Source organism: Fructobacillus sp. ChS1-6f1-1-27 (assembly GCF_059579415.1).
Genome location: NZ_JCAOER010000003.1, coordinates 136,421 through 155,685 on the forward strand (window position 1 = coordinate 136,421; position 19,265 = coordinate 155,685).

13 protein-coding genes and 1 pseudogene are annotated in these 19,265 nt (G+C 45.9%); all 14 read left to right on the top strand.

Features of this window, described 5'->3' with window-relative positions:
• Positions 1–28: 28 nt before the first annotated feature.
• Positions 29–1,474, top strand: a complete 1,446-nt coding sequence (locus AC5162_RS02835) for an ABC transporter substrate-binding protein/permease (RefSeq protein ID WP_496533733.1) — start codon at positions 29–31, stop codon at positions 1,472–1,474.
• A 54-nt stretch (positions 1,475–1,528) separates the two neighbouring features.
• Positions 1,529–2,566, top strand: coding sequence for a competence protein CoiA (locus tag AC5162_RS02840; RefSeq protein ID WP_496533734.1), 1,038 nt, complete (start codon positions 1,529–1,531; stop codon positions 2,564–2,566).
• An 81-nt stretch (positions 2,567–2,647) separates the two neighbouring features.
• A complete protein-coding gene (gene pepF, locus AC5162_RS02845; RefSeq protein ID WP_496533735.1) occupies positions 2,648–4,438 on the top strand; it encodes an oligoendopeptidase F in 1,791 nt (596 codons plus the stop codon).
• A gap of 22 nt (positions 4,439–4,460) precedes the next feature.
• On the top strand, positions 4,461–5,390 hold the full coding sequence (locus tag AC5162_RS02850) for a phosphoglycerate dehydrogenase (protein WP_496533736.1): 930 nt from the start codon (positions 4,461–4,463) through the stop codon (positions 5,388–5,390).
• A gap of 278 nt (positions 5,391–5,668) precedes the next feature.
• Complete coding sequence (pheS, locus tag AC5162_RS02855) at positions 5,669–6,718, top strand: phenylalanine--tRNA ligase subunit alpha (protein ID WP_496533737.1); 1,050 nt, start codon at positions 5,669–5,671, stop codon at positions 6,716–6,718.
• Positions 6,719–6,720: 2 nt separating this feature from the next.
• Complete coding sequence (gene pheT / locus AC5162_RS02860; RefSeq protein WP_496533738.1) at positions 6,721–9,174, top strand: phenylalanine--tRNA ligase subunit beta; 2,454 nt, start codon at positions 6,721–6,723, stop codon at positions 9,172–9,174.
• 69 nt (positions 9,175–9,243) lie between these two features.
• Complete coding sequence (gene murA, locus AC5162_RS02865) at positions 9,244–10,530, top strand: UDP-N-acetylglucosamine 1-carboxyvinyltransferase (protein ID WP_496533739.1); 1,287 nt, start codon at positions 9,244–9,246, stop codon at positions 10,528–10,530.
• A gap of 90 nt (positions 10,531–10,620) precedes the next feature.
• Positions 10,621–10,881, top strand: coding sequence for a type B 50S ribosomal protein L31 (locus tag AC5162_RS02870; RefSeq protein ID WP_496533740.1), 261 nt, complete (start codon positions 10,621–10,623; stop codon positions 10,879–10,881).
• Positions 10,882–10,953: 72 nt separating this feature from the next.
• Entirely contained in the window at positions 10,954–12,336 is a 1,383-nt protein-coding gene (gene rlmD / locus AC5162_RS02875; protein WP_496533741.1) for a 23S rRNA (uracil(1939)-C(5))-methyltransferase RlmD, read from the top strand.
• Positions 12,337–12,352: 16 nt separating this feature from the next.
• Positions 12,353–13,699 carry a UDP-N-acetylmuramoyl-tripeptide--D-alanyl-D-alanine ligase gene (locus AC5162_RS02880; RefSeq protein ID WP_496533742.1) on the top strand — a complete coding sequence of 449 codons (1,347 nt, stop codon included), beginning with the start codon at positions 12,353–12,355 and terminating at the stop codon, positions 13,697–13,699.
• A gap of 10 nt (positions 13,700–13,709) precedes the next feature.
• Positions 13,710–14,888 carry a serine hydrolase domain-containing protein gene (locus AC5162_RS02885; RefSeq protein ID WP_496533743.1) on the top strand — a complete coding sequence of 393 codons (1,179 nt, stop codon included), beginning with the start codon at positions 13,710–13,712 and terminating at the stop codon, positions 14,886–14,888.
• 123 nt (positions 14,889–15,011) lie between these two features.
• A pseudogene (cshA, locus tag AC5162_RS02890) lies at positions 15,012–16,556 on the top strand (degradosome RNA helicase CshA).
• A gap of 95 nt (positions 16,557–16,651) precedes the next feature.
• Positions 16,652–17,860, top strand: coding sequence for a bifunctional folylpolyglutamate synthase/dihydrofolate synthase (locus AC5162_RS02895; protein WP_496533744.1), 1,209 nt, complete (start codon positions 16,652–16,654; stop codon positions 17,858–17,860).
• Positions 17,842–19,230, top strand: coding sequence for an MFS transporter (locus AC5162_RS02900; protein WP_496533745.1), 1,389 nt, complete (start codon positions 17,842–17,844; stop codon positions 19,228–19,230). The genes AC5162_RS02895 and AC5162_RS02900 overlap by 19 nt, the downstream gene beginning before the upstream one ends.
• Positions 19,231–19,265: the final 35 nt, after the last annotated feature.

A 19,265-nucleotide genomic window follows, 5' to 3' on the forward strand; every position in this document is an offset into this window, starting at 1 on the left:
CATTGATAGAATAGGAAGAATAAGATTTATGGTCAAGCAACGATTAAAGCCGCTTTTGGTTGTCTTGGCGTTTTTCTTTGGACTAATTGCCCTTGGAAACCGCGCCAGTGCTTCTGAACCCAACTACATTATCTCAACGGATGCCACTTATGCACCCTTTGATTTCCAAGATAAGAATAATAATTATGTTGGAATTGACCAAGATATTTTAAAAGAAGTGGCGAAACGAAACCACTTTACCTATACTTTGAAGCCAATGTCCTTTAACTCAGCGGCTCAAATGGTGGCCAACGGCCAGGCAGACGGAATTATTGCCGGAATGGCAATTACTGACGAACGTAAGCAAGTCTATGATGTGTCAGACCCTTACTATGCTTCTGGGGTTGCCTGGGTTACTAAGAAAAATTCCAAGATTAAGTCTTTGGCTGACTTGAAGGGCAAGACGGTTGCCTTAAAGTCTGGTACTGCCGCTGCAAACTACGGTTTGGAAATGCAAAAGAAGTACGGTTTTAAGGTTAAGTACTTCAACGACACCGATACCATGTATAACGATGTTGTCAACGGTAACTCTGCTGCTACCTTTGAAGACCTGCCCGTGATGCAATATGCTATCAAGAACGGCTTGAAGCTTGAAATTCGCAACGAAAACAACCCTGGTAACGCTGGCTCATATGGTTTCTTCGTTAAGAAGGGGTCAAACCCACAGTTGATTGCCGACTTTAACAAGACCTTGAAGCAAATGAAGGCCGATGGGACTTACCAAAAGATTGTTAACAAGTACTTGAACTCAAAGCAATCAAAGTTTGCTGGTAACCAGTCTGATAACAACTCTGTTTGGGGAATTCTGAAGTCAAACAAGACTGCCTTCTGGAACGGCTTAGTTCAAACAATTTACTTGACCGTTGCGGGAATTATCTTAGCTTCCCTCTGGGGCTTGTTACTTGGATTCATGGGTATTGCCCAATCAAAGTGGATTCGTGCTTTGTCAACGACAATCATTTATATCTTCCGTGGTTTGCCACTGATGGTTTTGGCCTTCTTTATCTATATCGGTTTGCCTGGCGTGGTTGGTGCTAAGATTCCAGCCTTTACTGCTGGGTTGCTAACGTTGATTTTGAACGAAGGTGCTTATACCGGTGCCTTTGTTCGTGGTGGATTCGAAGCTGTTGATGACGGTCAGTTAGAGGCTGCTCGCTCACTTGGTTTGCCATATGGTAAGTCAATGTGGAAGGTGGTTGTGCCACAAGGGTTGAAGATCATTGTGCCGTCCTTTGTTAACCAATTCATCATTACCTTGAAGGATACGTCAATCTTGTCAGCCATCGGTATCTTGGAATTAACTCAGACCGGCACGTTGATTGTTGCTCGTAACTCTCAGGGATTCCGGGTTTGGGCCATTGTTGGAGTAATCTACTTAATTGTGATTACGCTCTTAACTTGGCTATCAAATTGGTTGAAGAAGCGGTTACGCTAAAAATAATTAAAATAATTTTGACTCCAGTTCGTCTAATGAACTGGGGTCTTTTTTATGTTAATTGCACTAAACCAACAACAAGAATATTGCCTGGCTGAACAGGCAGACCGCAGTCAGGATTACTTCTGTCCAGGCTGTTTAGCGCCTGTTTTACTCAGGCGGGGGACTGTGATGGTGGCTCACTTTGCTCACCAAAAAGAGCACCGCTGTCACTTTTTAACAGAAGGCGAAAGTCTGGGCCACTTGTCCGGCAAACTAGCTTTAGCTAAACATTTGCAGGTCTTTGGCTCTGTCCAAATTGAACCTGTTCTGTCTGAAATTAGCCAGCGGCCAGATTTGCTTTTAAAACGAGCAGATGGGGATAAACTGGCCGTTGAATATCAGTGTTCCCCAATTAGTCCGGATTTATTATCAAGGCGCAATGCCGGGTATGCTAGGGTCGGCCTAACAGTCTGCTGGGTATTAGGACCAAAATACTTTGAAAAACGGTTGTCTGCTAAAACAATTTGTCGGTTTGAACAGGCAGGTCAGCTATGGTTCTTTTTACCAGAGGGCAGGCGGTTAGTGACGAGGACTGATTTTATGAAAGAAGACTTTCACAGGCCGACTTACAGAGTGGCTGAAAATCAGTGGCGAAAACTAGTGGGCTTGGAGGGACCCCAACAATTTAACAGGCTGGGCCAACCGATTAATGTTGCCAAGGACCAGGCCAGAGTTGACTATCAGCGGACTAAACTGATGTTGCTCATGCTCCAAAAAAGAGCTGACCCAAAAATTATTGCCTACTTATACCAGCGGGGCTATCGATTAGACCAGGTACCTGACTGGTGCTTATTAGGAAAGACTTTTGGCTTGAAGGTGCCAAACTGGCACTTCCGCCTCGTGATTTGGGTATTATTGGAAAAGGGTCTTCAAAAGTCTGTCAACCTAGCCGCCTTTTATCAGCGGTTATCTCGTTATTTCTACCCGGGGTACCTGGGCTCTCAAGTAGAAATAAAAATTGTGCTAGCAGAGATGGTCAAGAGAAACATTGTGGTCATCTCACACCAGCAAATCTTGGTACAAAACCTGCCTGAATTTGTCACCGATTAAAAGCCCTATGTTAAAATGAGTTAAAAGAACAAAGGGGGAATTCTGTGGGTTGTGAGGACTAAAAATCCGCAGAAAAATGTGATGGGACAAATTACCAGACAAGAGGTTCCAAGTGAGTTAACTTGGGACTTATCGACGATTTTTAAAGATGACCAGGCTTATGAACAAGCCTTTCAGGACCTCCAAAACCGTTTGGCTGACTTAGACCAGTATGTTGGCCACCTGGCTGACTCTGCTGAGGTTTTGCAAGCTGGCTTGGAGACTGATTTAGCCATCGAACGGGCCTTTGAAACTTTGTACGTTTATGCTCACCAAAAGTTTGACCAGGACACGGCCAACAGCACTTATGCAGCGATGAACGCCCAGGCCCAAGACTTGTTGGCTCAAGTGAGCCAGAAAACGGCTTTCTTTCAACCAGAAGTTTTGGCCATGGACGCTAAAACCTTGGACCAGTACTTGGCTACGCCAGGGTTAAAGCATTATGCTCACTTCTTTGAAGTCTTGTTAGCAGAAAAGCCTCATACTTTGCCAGCTGACCAGGAAGCTTTGTTGGCAGGAGCTTCAACGGTGATGTCATCTGCTGAACAGACCTTTTCAGTTTTGGACAATGCCGATATCGACTTTGGCGATGTGATGGATGAAGACGGTCAGGTCCAAGAATTGACCAATGGACTTTACGCCATCATGCTCCGGTCGAAGAAACCAGCAGTGCGGATGGAAGCTTTTACTAGCCTCTATGACGCTTACATGTCATTGAAGAATACCTTTGCTTCGACCCTGTCAGCCACGGTTAAAAAGCATAACTTTTTGGCTAAGACTCGTAAGTACGAGTCAGCTAAGCAAGCAGCGATGACTTCAAACCAAATTCCAACGGCGGTTTACGATACGTTGAACCAAAAGGTTGAAGAAAACTTGCCACTCTTGCACCGCTATGTCGCCTTACGCAAAAAGGTTTTGGGCGTTGACCACCTTCATTCAGCCGACTTGTATGTTTCGTTGACGGATGAAGTTGATTTGCCAGTGACTTATGAAGACGCTAAGGAAATTGCCTTGAGGGCCTTGGCTCCTCTGGGTGAGGATTATTTGGCAGTCGTCAAAAAGGCCTTTGCTGAACGGTGGATTGACGTGGTTGAAAACAAGGGGAAGCGGTCTGGGGCCTATTCCGGTGGGGCCTATGATACTAACCCATACATTTTGTTAAATTGGCAAGACACTCTGGACAACGTTTATACCCTGGTCCATGAGATGGGGCACACGGTTCACTCTTATTTGACCCGGCATAACCAGCCTTATTACTACGGCGATTACCCAATTTTCTTGGCTGAAATTGCCTCAACAACCAATGAAGGGCTCTTGACGGACTACCTCTTAAAGACCTATGATGACCCTAAGGTCCAAGCCTATGTTTTGAACCAGTACTTGGATGGGTTCAAGGGGACGGTTTACCGGCAAACTCAGTTTGCCAACTTTGAAGCCTGGATCCATGACCAAGATGCAGCGGGTCAGGCCTTAACTGCTGAAAGCATGGCTAATTACTACGGTGATTTGAATGCCAAGTACTACGGACCAGCCCTAGATAAGGACGAAGAAATTGCTTATGAGTGGACTCGGATTCCGCATTTTTATTACAATTTCTACGTTTACCAGTATTCAACCGGGGAAGCGGCCGCAACCACTCTGGCTCAAAACATTGTTGAAAAAGGTCAGGCCGAACAATATAAAGACTACTTGAAGGCTGGCTCATCTGCTAACCCATTGGCTGTGATTAAAAAGGCCGGGGTTGATATGGAACAAGGTGAGTACCTTGATCAGGCCTTTAAGGTTTTTGAAGACCGGTTGAACCAGTTAGAAGTATTGTTAGAACAAAAGTAAGAATAGAAAGAAGATAGACTCCATGGAAAAAGTTTTGGTATTTGACGGCATTAACGAAGATGCTTTAGCTCCCTTGAAGAAGGCTGGTTACGAAATCGTAGCTAACAAGCAACAAAGTGCTGAAGACTTTGCCGGTGATCCAGACGTCGTTGGAATGGTTTTGATGATTTATAAGGTGGACGGGGCCGTGATGGACCGGTTCCCAAACTTGAAGGTTATCGCCCGACATGGTGTTGGCTATGATAACGTTGACCTACAAGCTGCTAAAGACCGAGGTATTATTGTCACCAATACGCCCGGGGCTAACGCGACAGCCGTAGCCGAAACGGCCGTTAGTTTGATGTTAAACGCTGGTCGGCTCTTTGTGACCCGCCATGATTCTATCACCAATGAAGCTGATCAAAAGTACCTGGTTGGCCAACAAGGCCAGCAAGTTTCCGGTAAGATTGTTGGAATTATCGGCTTTGGTCATATTGGCCAAACAATTGCCAAACTCTTGTCTGGCTTTGGCGTCCATATCCTGGCCTATGCCCGTCATGACCGTGTAGTACCAAATGGCCGGATGGCCGACTTGGATGAAATCTTTGAACAGGCCGATTTTATTGTTTCAGCGGTTCCAGCAACACCGGCAACAACCGGCTTGATTAACCAAGCCGCCTTTGACAAGATGAAGCCATCTGCTGTGATTGTTAACGTTGGCCGTGGGCCAGTCATTGATGAACCGGCCTTAATTAAGGCTTTGAAGTCGGGTCAAATTGCTGGGGCAGGGTTGGATGTTGTCACCCACGAACCCGTTTCACCACAAAACGAATTGCTGTCATTGCCAAATGCCTTTGTTTTGCCACACGTTGGTATGATTTCAAAGGAAGCTATCTATGAAGTTGCTAAGACAGCGGTTGATGATGTGGTGGATGTTTTGACTGGTAAAGGAACTGACCACCAAGTCAACTAAGGTGTGAAAGCAACGGTTAAATCTGGTATACTGAACTTACGATGAAAGACCTAGTAGGGGTCCTTTCTTAGTCAAGCGAGCGGTAGCCAGTGGAAGGCCGTCTAAGAAAACCCTGAATTTCAGTCTGGAGACTTTGGCTTAACCGCCAACGGCAGCCGCCGATACCGGCTTCAAGTGCTAGCAACTGCTAGAAACTGGGTGGTACCGCGGAAGTTCTCTTACGTCCCTTACGTTTTATAACGTGAGGGACTTTTTTATTTGGAAAAAAGAGGAAGAAAATGACACTAATTGATGAATTACAAGCACTAGCTGTGCAGGCCAAGGCGGACTTAGCTGAAGAGGGGGCTGACCTTGAACAAGTTCGGGTCGCATACCTTGGTAAAAAGGGAAAGATTACGACCGTTTTGAAGTCGATGAAGGACTTGTCGGTTGATGAAAAGAAGGCGGTTGGCCAGGTGGGAAACCAGGTCCGCCAAGAAATCCAAGCAGACTTAGCTGATAAGCAGGCGGCTCAGAAAAAGGCAGCTTTAGATGCCAAGTTGGCTGCTGAAACGATTGACGTGACGCTACCAGGTGCTAAGCCAGAAGTCGGCAACCGTCACGTTTTGCAGCAAATTATTGATGAAATTGAAACTCACTTTTTGGGTCTTGGCTTTCAAGTCATTGATGATCCAATTGACTCACCGGAAGTTGAAACCGATGAATATAACTTTGAACGGGAAAACTTGCCAAAGGACCACCCGGCTCGGGACATGCAAGATACTTTTTATGTGACCCCAGAAATTCTATTGCGGACGCAGACTTCGCCGGTCCAATCCCGCGTTTTGGAAAAGCATGACTTTTCAAAGGGGCCATTGAAGATGATTGCCCCTGGTAAGGTTTACCGCCGTGACACTGATGATGCGACCCACTCCCACCAATTCCACCAGGTTGAAGGATTGGTTGTTGGAAAAAATATTACGATGGCCGACTTGAAGGGAACTTTGCTATCAATTATGCAAGAACTCTTCGGCGAAAAGCACCAAATTCGTTTGCGTCCATCTTACTTCCCATTTACGGAACCTTCTGTTGAAGTCGATGTTTCTTGGGACGAAGTGACCGAAGATACCAAGCCAGAAGACATCCGTTGGATTGAAGTTTTGGGAGCCGGGATGACCCATCCAAACGTCTTGAAGATGGACGGGGTTGACCCTGAAGAATACTCGGCCTTTGCCTTTGGCTTGGGTCCAGACCGCTTTGCCATGTTGAAGTACGGCGTTGAAGACATCCGTCAGTTCTACTTGAATGATGTCCGCTTCTTAGACCAATTTAACCAGCGAGGAAACTAATCATGAAAACAAACTTAACCTGGCTTAATGAATACTTGAAACCCGGTCTAGACTTATCAGATGAAAGTGTTTTGGCCCTAGCCCAGCAAATCGAAAAAACAAGTGTTGAGCTCGAATCAGTCGGTAACCCAGCTGCCAAGCAGTCTGGCTTAGTTGTCGTTCGAGTTGAGACCGTGGTTGACCACCCTGATTCAGACCACTTGCACATTACCCAAGTTTTTGATGGCGAAAAGACTTTCCAAGTTGTGACTGGGGCACCAAACGTGGCCGAAGGCCAGTTGGTAATTTTGGCAACGGTTGGTTCAACGATTATTGACCGCGAATCAGGCGAACTAGTAAAAATTAAAAAGGCCAAGCTCCGTGGTGAAGAATCCCTTGGAATGTTGGTCGCCTTGCAAGAAATCGGCTTGCCTGACGCCGTGGCCCCACAAGAATTAGCCCTTGGTATCCACGTCTTTGCAGATGATGCTGGCGTGAATCCTGGCGATGATGGGTTAAATGCCCTTGGCTTGCTCGACCCAATCATCGATACCGACTTGACTCCAAACCGGGCCGACCTGTTGTCAATGACGGGGATGGCCTATGAAATGGCGGCCATGACTGATCAAGAAGTGGTGTTGCCAACACCAGTTTTGCTGGCTGACCAAGCCAATTCTAATTCTGTTGTGACTGTTAAAGTGGACGAAGAATTGGCCACTGGTTATGGGGTCCGAGTTATCGAGGACCTCCATGTCCAAGACTCACCACTCTGGTTGCAAAGCCGGTTGTGGAATGCTGGCTTTAAGCCGGTTAACAACGTGGTTGATATGGCTAACTACTGGATGCTTTTGACGGGGCAACCAGTCCAGGTTTATGACTTGGACCAAATTAACGGTCAAGAATTGACCGTTCGTTTGGCAAAAGAAGGTGAAAAATTGGCGCAGGCGACTGCTGAAGAAGCTGTTGACCTCCGTCCTGGTCAAGATATTGTGGTTGCAGCAGGTGACCAGGTCATCTCATTGGCCGGTATCCAGGCCGCTGCAGATGTTGCCGTGACAGATCAAACCACTCGCGTTGTGATTGAAGCTGGTCAATTTAACCTAGGTAAAATCCGTCAGGCAGCCCGCCGCCATACTCTCCGGTCAGAAGCTTCTTTCCGCTTTGAACGTGGGATTGACTTGGATCAAACCATTGAGGTTTTGGACCAAGTGTCCGCTTATACGACAAAGTTGGCCGACGGTCAGTTAACTCCTGGTATTAGCCAGGCTGGCTTTGGCTACCACAAGCCAACTACGATTAATATTTCCGTTGACCGGATTAACCAGATTTTGGGAACCGACTTATCAGTTGAAACAGTTTTGGCGATTTTTGCCCGCCTGTCTTTGCCAGTCGATAACCAAAACGGTCAGCTAACGGTTACCATTCCGGGCCGACGGACTGATTTGACGATTCCTGCTGACTTGATTGAAGAAGTTGGCCGGATATATGGTTATGATAACTTGCCAACTGCCTTGATTGTTGGTCAAACTACCCCAGGTAAGTTGACTGCCCGACAGCAAAAAATCCGGGCCAGCCGGTCAATTATGGAAGGCCTTGGTTTTGACCAAGCGATTTCATATGCTTTGACTACGCCTGAAAAAGCGATGATGTTTAGCTTTAATCAGGACCGCCAAGCGGTGGCCTTGGATTACCCAATGTCATCAGACCGGACGACTGCCCGGCAAAATTTGCTGGCTGGTTTGCTTGACGATGTTGCTTATAACGTTGCCCGGTCAGTCAAGGATATTTACTTGTACGAACAGGGCCGGGTCTTCTTGGCAACGACAGCAGATAAGCAGCCTGAAGAACGCGAACACTTGGCTGGTGTGATAGTTGGAAACTTGGCTGAATCAACTTGGCAGGCTGGCCAAAAAGACCAAGAAGTTGACTTCTTTGCTATTAAGGGTCGGGTCGAAGCTTACCTTGAAACGATTGGCATTCAAGGCGCCCGCTTTGTTCAAAGCCAGGTCCACGCTCAGATGCACCCTGGCCAAACAGCTGATATTTATTTAGGTGATACCTACTTGGGCTTTGTCGGCCAAATCCACCCAGAATTATTGGCCAACCAAAAGTTGCCAGCGGTCTTCGCATTTGAGTTGGACTTAGAAGCAGTGATTGCCAAAAGTCAAAACGTTGTTGCTTACCAGCCAATTTCTAAGTACCCGCAAATTAGCCGGGACTTAGCCATCTTAGTTGACCAAGAAGTGAGCGAAGAAACAGTCAAAACTAGTATTGTTGCCAACGGTGGCCAGTACTTGCAACAAGTCACTTTCTTTGACTTGTATGAAGGCCAAGGTTTGCCAGAGGGTAAGAAGTCATTGGCTTACCAGTTAGTCTACCAAGACTTGACTGATACCCTGGTAGAAGAGAATGTCACGACCGATTTTGACAAAATGACAGCTGAATTGGTCAAAGAATTTAATGGGGAAATTCGCTAAAGTAATTGAGCTTTTGTAACAAAAAAGATATAATTACACTAAGACCAAAAATAAGTAGGATAAGCCCTCATGGCAAAAATTATAATTAATGGTGGCCGAAAGATTTCAGGATCGGTCACAATTGGTGGTGCCAAGAACTCAACCGTTGCGTTGATTCCGGCCGCTATTTTAGCGGATACACCAGTTAAATTTGATAATGTCCCCCAGATTTTAGACGTTAAAAACTTACAATATATTTTGGCCGCAATGAACGTCCGCTCTGACTTCATGGAAGGCAATTTATCAATTGATCCAACAACAATTATGGAATCAGAACTCCCATCTTCAGCAATTAAGTCCTTGCGGGCTTCTTATTACTTTATGGGGGCCTTGCTCGGCCGGTTCGGTCGGGCAACGGTGACTTTCCCAGGCGGTGATAACCTGGGTTCACGTCCAATCGACCAGCACATTAAGGGCTTTGAAGCCTTGGGTGCGGTCGTGACCGAAAAAGATGATGTCATTAACATCGATGCTAGCAAAAATGGTTTGAAGGGTGCCCGCGTTACCCTTGATACGGTTTCGGTCGGTGCAACGATTAACATTATTTTGGCAGCGGTCCGAGCTAAGGGTCAGACCATCATTGAAAACGTTGCCAAGGAACCAGAAATCATCGATATTGCGACCTTCTTAAACAACATGGGCGCCAATATCCGTGGTGCTGGAACCGATACGATCCGAATTGCCGGGGTTGACCGGCTGGAAGCACGGAATACTCATACGGTCATTCCTGACCGGATTGAGGCCGGAACCTATATGTCGATGGCTGCTGCATTTGGCGAAGGAGTAACTGTTAAAAATGTTATTCCAGAGCACTTGGAGTCATATACTTCTAAGTTAGTGGAAATGGGCGTTGATATGACGATTGGTGAAGATTCCGTTTATATCGGACCAAGCCATGATTTAAAGCCTGTTGCTATTAAAACAATGCCATACCCAGGATTTGCCACTGATTTACAACAACCAATTACACCGTTGCTTTTCCTAGCAAATGGTGAAAGTGTGATTACCGAAACGATTTACCCGATGCGAAACAAGCATGTGGCGGAACTCCGTCGGATGGGGGCTGAAGTGTCATCTGTTAACCCTGGTGAAATCAAGGTCAACCATTCCGAACGTTTGGTTGGTACGACAGTTGAAGCTGCCGAAATCCGTGCAGGGGCTGCATTGATAATTGCTGGAATTATGGCGGACGGTCAAACGATTGTTGATAATGCGACCCACATTTTGCGTGGCTATGACCGCTTGGCTGAAAAGTTAGCAGATCTTGGGGTTGATTTAACCATCGAAGGCGTTGACATGATTAATTTGATGCCATAAAGTCCTTGCTTAAACCAAGGGTCCATGGTAGAATAATTAGGTTAATAACTGACTCTGGTTGACAAAGACCAGGGCGCTAAGGAGAAACTCATGAAACAAGATATCCATCCAAATTACCGTCCAGTTGTCTTCATTGATGCTGCAACTGGTAAGAAGTTCTTGTCAGCTTCAACTGCTGAAACTGATACGACTGTTGAATTTGACGGTCAAGAATACCCATCAATCCGTATGGAAATCACTTCAGATTCCCACCCATTCTACACTGGTAAGCAGAAGTTTACCCAAGCCGATGGTGCGGTTGACAAGTTTAACAAGAAGTTTGCTAACTTCGGTTTTAAGAACAACGATTAAGTTCTGGATTAAAAAGCGCTCACCTTGGTGGGCGTTTTTTTCCTTAATACATATTTTTTAAAGGAGGCTTGGATGGCTAAGACGGTTGTACCCGTTCAATTAAATCAACGACTTGAGCTGACTGTATCAGCAATTCGTCAAAATGCGATGGGGATGGCCTATTTAGAAGACAAGCCAAACTACCCAATTTACCTAGCTGATGCCATGCTTGGTGAAGTGGTCGACGTTCAAATTATCCAAGTCGATAAGCACTCTGCTTATGGCAAAATTATTAACTGGGTCAAGTCGTCGGATTTGCGGCAAAACCAAGACCGGCAGTACCTGATTGAAGCGGGGACCGCACCCTTGGTAAACTGGGGCTATCAAGCCCAGGTTGCCTTTAAAAAAGCCCAAGTGCAAAAGAACTTTGAGGATGCCGGCCTGCAAGTTCAAGTGGCTGAACCAATTACAATGGATACGGCCCCTAATTACTACCGGAACAAAACGGTCGTGCCGTTGAAGTACCAAGATGGTGACCTGCTGTCTGGCTTTTACCAACGTGGGTCCCACCATTTAGTTTCAATGACAGACTACTATGTTAACGATGCTCGCTTGGATGAAGTCATTGTGATTGTCCGTGATATTATCAAAGACCTTGGAATTTCGGCCTTTGACCCAGATGCTGAGGCTGGGGCCATCCGGTACGTGATGGTCCGCCGGGGGTATTACTCCGAACAGCTAATGGTGGTCCTAGTGGCCAATCAAGATAGGGTTGACCAAGAGGACGACTTAGTTCAAAGGATTCAGGCGGCTTTGCCGGATTTGACATCATTGATCTGGAACTATGCCCCGAAGAAAGATTACGTTTTGTTGAGTGCAAAAAACCGGACCTTATTTGGCAAGGATGCCATTGAAGACACGCTCTTTGATAAAAAGTTTTTGATTGGGCCAAATTCTTTTTACCAAGTTAACCCAGTTATGACCGAAAAGCTCTACCAAAAGGCGGCCGACCTGGCCGAGTTGAAAGAAACCGACCTAGTAGTTGATGCTTATGCCGGCATCGGCACGATTGGGATTTCGGTTGCTGACCGGGTTAAGCAGGTGATTGGTGTCGAGGTTGTGTCAGGCGCTGTTGTCGATGCGAACAAAAACCTGGCTTTGAATAACATCCAAAACGCGACCTATATCGAAAAAGATGCCCCTGTGCAATTCCAAGAATGGCAGGAGGCTGGCATTCAGCCGGATGTGGTCTTTGTTGACCCGCCGCGGCGAGGCTTAACAAGTGCTTTAATTGATAGTACAGTGGCAATGGGGCCAGACCGGGTTGTTTACGTATCATGTAACCCGGTAACGGCGGCCAGAGACATTGCCTTGTTCAAAGACCAGGGCTATGTCATCAAGGGTCCAGTGGTTCCGGTGGACCAGTTCCCACAAACGGCCCATATTGAAACGATTACGGTTTTACAAAAAAGTTGAGTAAGTGGAGAAAAAGATGAAACTTTCATTACCAGCAATTGCACTAGCAACTGATGGAATTTTGCAAGGTGACTTAGACCAAGAATTGACCGGGGTTGCTTTTGATTCTCGCAAAGTGAAGCCGGGCGACCTTTTTGTGGCCCTAGTTGGTGAAAATGATGGCCATAACTATATTGAGATGGCGCTTGAAAAGGGGGCCTTGGCCGTCTTAGCCGAAGAAGGGCATCCGGTGGGTGGGGACGTTCCGGCTGTCATTGTGCCAGATACCTTAAAAGGTCTGCAAGATTTGGCCCAGTACTACTTGGCTGAAGTCCAACCTCAGGTAGTAGCGGTCACGGGGTCAAATGGTAAGACAACGACCAAGGATATGGTTGCTGCTATTTTGTCGCAGAAGTTTGCGACTTATAAGACACCGGATAATTTTAATAATGAAATTGGGGTGCCGGTGACGATTTTAGAAATGCCGGAAACAACCGAAATTCTTGTTTTGGAAATGGGGATGGACCGACCAGGCCAGTTAACCTTCTTATCGGAATTAGCTCGACCCGATATGGCCATTATTACCATGATTGGTGAGGCCCACTTGGAATTCTTCCATACCCGGGCTAATATTGCCAAGGCTAAGCTAGAAATTATGGCTGGTCTAAAGGAAAACGGGGTCTTCTTTATCCCGGCTGATGAACCGTTGTTAACAAAGGCGAAGAACTTGCCAGTTAACACGGTGACTTTTGGACCAGAGCCGGCGGATATTCAAGAATCATTAAGCCGGACTGAATTTGTCATTTTTGACCAAGAGTTTGCAATTCCTTTGCCTGGCCGTTATAATGTTAGGAATGCTCTAGCTGCAATTAAAGTCGGTCAATCGTTTGGAATTGACCTGAAGACAATTGCCAGTGCGCTAGAAAACTTTTCTTTAACTAAGAACCGAACTCAAATTTTAACGGCAACCAATGGTTGTACTGTTATTTCAGATGTTTACAATGCAAACCCTACGGCAACAAAGGAAGTTTTGCAGTCCTTAGCCAAAGATCAGGCGACTAACTTAGTGTTGGTCTTGGGAGACATGCTGGAGTTAGGCGAAGATGGTCCAGCCTTACACGCGGGCTTGGCGGGTGCAGTGGTAGCTGCAAAGCCCAAAAAAGTTTACTTGGTTGGACCGCTAATGGCCGATAACTTAGGCCAGGCTTTGCCAAACACGATGGTAGTTGAGAAAATTCGTGAGTACCGTGGTCATCAGGTTGATGACTTAGCCGAGCAAATTGCTCAAACTGTTTTAAAAAATGATACAGTATTCTTAAAGGGCAGCCACGGTGTCCACCTTGAAAAAATTGTTGAACGATTAGTCTCGGATTCTAAAGACTAGGAGGGTTTCAATGCTGAAACGGGTTGATATTTTCCCCGAAAAAGTGAAGGCCTTGTGGTTAAAGGACCACTGGTTGACCATTACAACCATTATCTTAATTGTCTTGTGCTTGGGTGGGTCAATTGCTTTGTCAAAGTATAGCCAGCCGGAAGTTAAGCAAGCTAGTCCAACACAAAAAACGCTGTCAGCAGCCAATGTTACGAACTTGTCAACCAACTTGTCGGCTGAAACCAGTACGGCCAAGGAAGTTGATAAGCAGTTAAAGAAGAACAAGTTTACTGGAACAGCTTTGATTGTTAAAAACGGTCAGATTATTTTGAACCAAGGTTATGGCTATGCTAATTATGCTAAGCAGTGGAAGAATAATGCCAAAACGACTTATCACATTGCTTCGTCTGCAAAAGTGATGACCGCCTTGCTGATTGGCCGTGAGGTTGACCAGGGCAAGCTTTCTTATGATGACTTGCTGTCAAAGTATTATCCAAACGTTAAGGATGCTGATCAGATTACCATTCGGGACTTGTTGACGATGACTTCTGGTTTGCGACAGGCTACCCAGCCAACGACTTTTACTTCGGACCAAGATAACGTCCAGTATTCTGCTGATACCGCCATTACTACTGGGGAAACCATTGGGGCTGGTTCTGGCTGGTCATACCAGCCGGTTAACTACCGCCTTTTGGCTGGTATCTTAATGAAGATTACTGGTAAGTCGTTTACAACCTTGATGAACCAGTACTACAATAAGACTCTAGGGTTGAATTTGGAAGGGTACACTAAGTTCCATTCTGATAAGCATGCCGCTTCTGGCTATCAAAAGGATTTGACAACATCAACTGATTCAACTAAAGAAGAATACCAGCGAGAAACGGGAACTGGGGCTTATGCAGTCTCAGCAGGAAGCTTATATCGGCTATACTGGTTGACCTTTAATAATAAGATTGTTAAAAATTCAAACACTTTATTTAGCCAACACTTGCCAGCCCATTATACTTCTGGTTTGTACCGCTATGGCGATATTTATACTTCCCATGGTGTCTTTAATGGTTATGAACCATCAACGGTAGTTGGTCACAACGGCCAGGATGCTGTAATCTTACTGGCCAACCAATTCTATAATGGTCATTCATTTGAAAACTTATCTGAGAGTTTGTATGAGACAGTTACCGGTCAAACAATCTCAGATTAAAGTTAATAGTCAGCCCAGCTAGACTCTAAACTGCTTGGCGTTTGACGTGCCAATTGCACGTTTGTTGTAAAAGGCCCCATTGGGGTCAAGGCGTGCAAGACGGCACGCACAAAGGAGATAATTTTGAAGTTTAGTGAACTCGGCTTGTCACAAGCCATTTTGCAGTCAATTGAAGCCCATGGTTACGTTGACGCAACCCCAATCCAAGAAAAAACAATTCCATTGACCTTAGCGGGTAAAGACGTTATCGGTCAGGCCCAAACCGGAACTGGTAAGACCGCAGCTTTTGGCTTGCCAATCTTGGAACACATTGATTTAAATGATCAAAATATTCAAGCAGTTATTATTTCACCAACCCGTGAATTGGCCATCCAAACGGCTGATGAATTAAAGAAGTTAGGCCACGATAAGTCTGTCAACGTCCAAGTTGTTTTTGGTGGTTCTGATATTCGGGCTCAAATTAAGGGCTTGAAGTCTCACCCACAGATCTTGGTTGGTACTCCTGGTCGTTTGCTTGACCACATCAACCGTAAGACGGCTAAGTTAAACAACGTTAAGACTTTGGTCTTAGATGAAGCCGATGAAATGTTGAACATGGGCTTCTTGGACGATATTGAATCAATTATCGCCCAAGTCCCTGATTCCCGTCAGACTTTGCTCTTCTCAGCAACGATGCCTGAATCAATCCGTCGGATTGGGGTTAAGTTTATGACCAACCCTGAAATGGTGAAGATTGAAGCAAAGCAGTTGACCACTGACTTGGTTGACCAGTACTTTATCCGTGTTCGTCACGAAGAAAAGTTTGATGCTTTGTCACGAACAATTGATATCCAAGAACCATTCTTGGGAATTGTCTTTGGTCGAACAAAGCGCCGGGTTGAAGAATTGGCTCGTGGCTTGGAAGCCCGTGGTTACCGTGCAGCTGGTTTGCACGGTGATTTGACCCAGCAAATGCGGTCTCGCGTCTTGGACCAATTCAAGTCTCATGAAATTAACTTGTTGGTGGCGACTGATGTGGCTGCCCGTGGTTTGGATGTTAAGGACGTTTCACACGTTTATAACTTTGATATTCCACAAGACCCAGAATCATATGTTCACCGGATTGGCCGGACAGGTCGTGCCGGGGCTGAAGGAACCTCTGTTACCTTGGTTGCACCAAATGAAATGGACTACTTGCGGGCCATTGAAGAATTGACCAAGAAGCGGATGACGCCGATGCAACCAGCAACCTTGAAGGAAGCTCGGATTGGCCGGATTAATGGTTCAATTGATACCGCTGCAAAGACGATGAACGAAATTGATCCTGCTGACTTGTAGTCTCAGGTGAACCAACTGACTTCACAGTTTACTGCTGAACAGTTGGCTGCTGGTTTGTTGGCTAGCGTTGCTGGTTTGGACAAGCAAAATGCACCGGTTGTTTTGTCACGTGAACGCCCATTGCCTCGCCGCAAGGGTGGGTCATCACGTCGTGGCGGTTACCGTGGTGGTAACCGTCGGTCAAATGGTGGCTACCGTGGTAACAACCACCGCAATGGTGGTCGGTCAAACGGTGGTTACCGCAAGAACGGTAATGGACAAGGTAACCGGTCTCATTCAGATAACCGTGGTGGTAACCGTCAAGGTGGCCAACGCCGTCGTCGTGACTTTACTGTCCGCGAAAAAGACTAAGCTAATTTGATAAATCCCACTTAAACTACCGGTTTTAGCGGGATTTTTGTTTTATAATGAAATTACACGTTTAAATTAACTATTGGAGATAAATTTTGGAAACCGTTGATGAGGCAATTGAATACATTCATGGTCGGCCGAAGTCTGGTAAAAAGGACAGCTTTGAACGGATGGCCGCTTTACTGGGTGTCTTGGACCATCCTGAAAACGACCTAGGACCCGCCATTCACGTAACGGGAACTAATGGGAAGGGTTCTGTTGTCACCATGGTGGCCGCGATTGCTAAAGAAGCTGGCATGAGGGTGGGAACCTTTACTTCGCCCTATATTGTTGACTTTGAGGAACGAATCCAAGTTAACGGTCAAAAAATCTCTGCAGCTGATCTGACCCGTTACACTAAGATTGTTAAAAACGGGGTTGATTTTCTCGAGAATGCGACCGCTTTCCGCCTCCAACCAACTGAATTTGAAGTGGTAACAGCGATTATGCTGACCTACTTTAAGGACCAGGACTTGGATTTGGCCGTGGTTGAAGTTGGTATTGGGGGCCGGTATGACTCAACCAATATCTTGAAAACTAGTAAGGTCGCTGTGATTACCAGTATCGCCTTAGACCACCAGGGGATGCTTGGAGACACGGTGAAAGAAATTGCCTGGCAAAAGGCCGGGATTATCCAGGCTAGTGAAAAGACAATTGTCGGTCCTTCGGTTGGTAAAGAACCAATGCGAGTGATTAAGGAAATTACGACAAGTCTGGAAAGCCCAATTCAACCGGTCAAGGTTGGCGAGTTTACCCCTGGCTTGCCCGGGTCTTACCAGGTGGAAAATACAGCCACTGCCGTGGCTGCCATCCGGTCCTTTGACCCGGCCGTCTCAGACGAAGTTATCCAAGCTGGTTTGGCCAAAGCCTTTATCCCAGCCCGGTTTGAAAAAATCACGCCTGACCTTTACCTTGACGGTGCTCATAATAAAGCCGGAATTACGGCTTTGCACCAAACAATTAAAGACCAGTTCACTGGTAAAGTGACGGTCATTGTTGGGGCCCTAGCAGATAAGCATATTGACAGCGCCTTTTTGGATTTGGAAAAGGACACGAATATCCAACTTGTTTTGGTACCCTTTGAGGGTCTGCATGGCCGGGCCGGCTTGACCTTGGCTGATGTGCATGAGGGCTTGGCAGACTTAACCTACTTTGACACGATTGAAGAGGCTTTTGACTTTGCCAAGGGTAGTACAGTGGTGGTAACGGGTTCTCTTTACTTTGTTAGTGAAATTAGAAAGAAACTATGCCAGAAAAAAGATTAGATTTACGGTTTATTTTAAGTATCCTAGCCATTGCCTTGCTTGGCTTTACTGATATTATGTTGGAAACGGCTTTAAACGTTTCTTTCCCAACGCTGATGGCCCAGCTTCATGTTAGCTCGGCCACTGTTCAGTGGTTGACTTCTGGGGTAATCTTGTTAACAACGATGATTATCCTGATGTCCCCCTGGTTAAAGAAGCGGTTTTCCAACCGGTCCCAGTTTATGGTGGCTGGAATTATTTCTTTAATCGGTATTTTGATTGATGCCACCTCAAATCAGTTCGGTTTCATTTTATTTGGCCGACTTTTGCAAGGCGTTGGTGCCGGTGTCGGTTTGCCATTGATGAATAATGTTATTTTTGAGCAGGCCCCAATGAACCAGCGGGGAACAATGATTGGCTTAGCCTCTTTGATTGTTTCTTTCTCACCAGCTTTGGGCCCTGCTTTCGGTGGTTTTTTGACCGAGTACTATGGTTGGCACATGGTCTTTTGGGCTGTGATTCCAGTCCAGTTTATGGCCTTAGTTTTGGGTTGGGTGACCATCCGTCAGTTTGATGCCGTTCACCCGGCCAAATTTGACTTTGTCGGCTGGTCTTACCTTTCAATTTTCTTAATTAGTTTGGTGATCACAATTGACCGTTTGTCTTCAGTTGGGTTATTGAATTTACTGACATTTGGATTGGTAGTCTTGTCGGTTATTAGCATGGTCTTGTATTACCGGCATGTAAAGCGGGTTGATGATCCAGTTTTGCCACCCCATATCTTTGCTATCCCGATTTTCCGCCAAGCTGTTTTAGCAGTGGTCTTAATTCAATTAGTTAACCTGACCTATAACTACGCAATCCCAATGGGCTTGCAGTTGGTTTTGCACCAAAATTCGGATGTTGCTGGCTTAGCCCTCTTCCCAGGGGCAATTTGCTTTGCCGTAATGGCTGTGGTTGCTGGTAACTTCTATGACCGGATTGGCTTGAAAGTGCCGAACATGGTTGGGTTGACCTTTATTGCTGGTGGGATGGCCTGGATGGTTTTGGCCCCCTTTACTGTTTTTTCAGCTACCTTTGGTTTCATCCTCACACAAATTGGGGGTGGGATTTGGACTGGAAATAACATGACCAACGCGATTTCTTACCTGGAGCAAAACTACCATAGTGCTGGTAATTCGGTCTTCTCTGCTGTTAACAATTATTCGGCAGCGGTCGGAATTGCCTTGGCAGCTTCGGTGGTTTCCTTCTTCCAAGCAGGGAGTCACGACCTGGCAAAGAGTACTTTAGCCGGTATTAAGTTTACCTACCGGTTGGATGTCGTCTTGATTGTGGTGGCGGTCTTACTATCGCTATCAGTGGTGAAGAAGTCCTACCAACAAAAAAAATAATTAAATTCAAAAAATAATTAATCTGTTTTTTCGTC

Bases quoted from the DNA above. Each gene is read 5' to 3' on its own strand.
- AC5162_RS02835 (WP_496533733.1), top strand. From the start codon at position 29: ATGGTCAAGCAACGATTAAAGCCGCTTTTGGTTGTCTTGGCGTTTTTC.
- AC5162_RS02840 (WP_496533734.1), top strand. From the start codon at position 1,529: ATGTTAATTGCACTAAACCAACAACAAGAATATTGCCTGGCTGAACAG.
- pepF (WP_496533735.1), top strand. From the start codon at position 2,648: ATGGGACAAATTACCAGACAAGAGGTTCCAAGTGAGTTAACTTGGGAC.
- AC5162_RS02850 (WP_496533736.1), top strand. From the start codon at position 4,461: ATGGAAAAAGTTTTGGTATTTGACGGCATTAACGAAGATGCTTTAGCT.
- pheS (WP_496533737.1), top strand. From the start codon at position 5,669: ATGACACTAATTGATGAATTACAAGCACTAGCTGTGCAGGCCAAGGCG.
- pheT (WP_496533738.1), top strand. From the start codon at position 6,721: ATGAAAACAAACTTAACCTGGCTTAATGAATACTTGAAACCCGGTCTA.
- murA (WP_496533739.1), top strand. From the start codon at position 9,244: ATGGCAAAAATTATAATTAATGGTGGCCGAAAGATTTCAGGATCGGTC.
- AC5162_RS02870 (WP_496533740.1), top strand. From the start codon at position 10,621: ATGAAACAAGATATCCATCCAAATTACCGTCCAGTTGTCTTCATTGAT.
- rlmD (WP_496533741.1), top strand. From the start codon at position 10,954: ATGGCTAAGACGGTTGTACCCGTTCAATTAAATCAACGACTTGAGCTG.
- AC5162_RS02880 (WP_496533742.1), top strand. From the start codon at position 12,353: ATGAAACTTTCATTACCAGCAATTGCACTAGCAACTGATGGAATTTTG.
- AC5162_RS02885 (WP_496533743.1), top strand. From the start codon at position 13,710: ATGCTGAAACGGGTTGATATTTTCCCCGAAAAAGTGAAGGCCTTGTGG.
- AC5162_RS02900 (WP_496533745.1), top strand. From the start codon at position 17,842: ATGCCAGAAAAAAGATTAGATTTACGGTTTATTTTAAGTATCCTAGCC.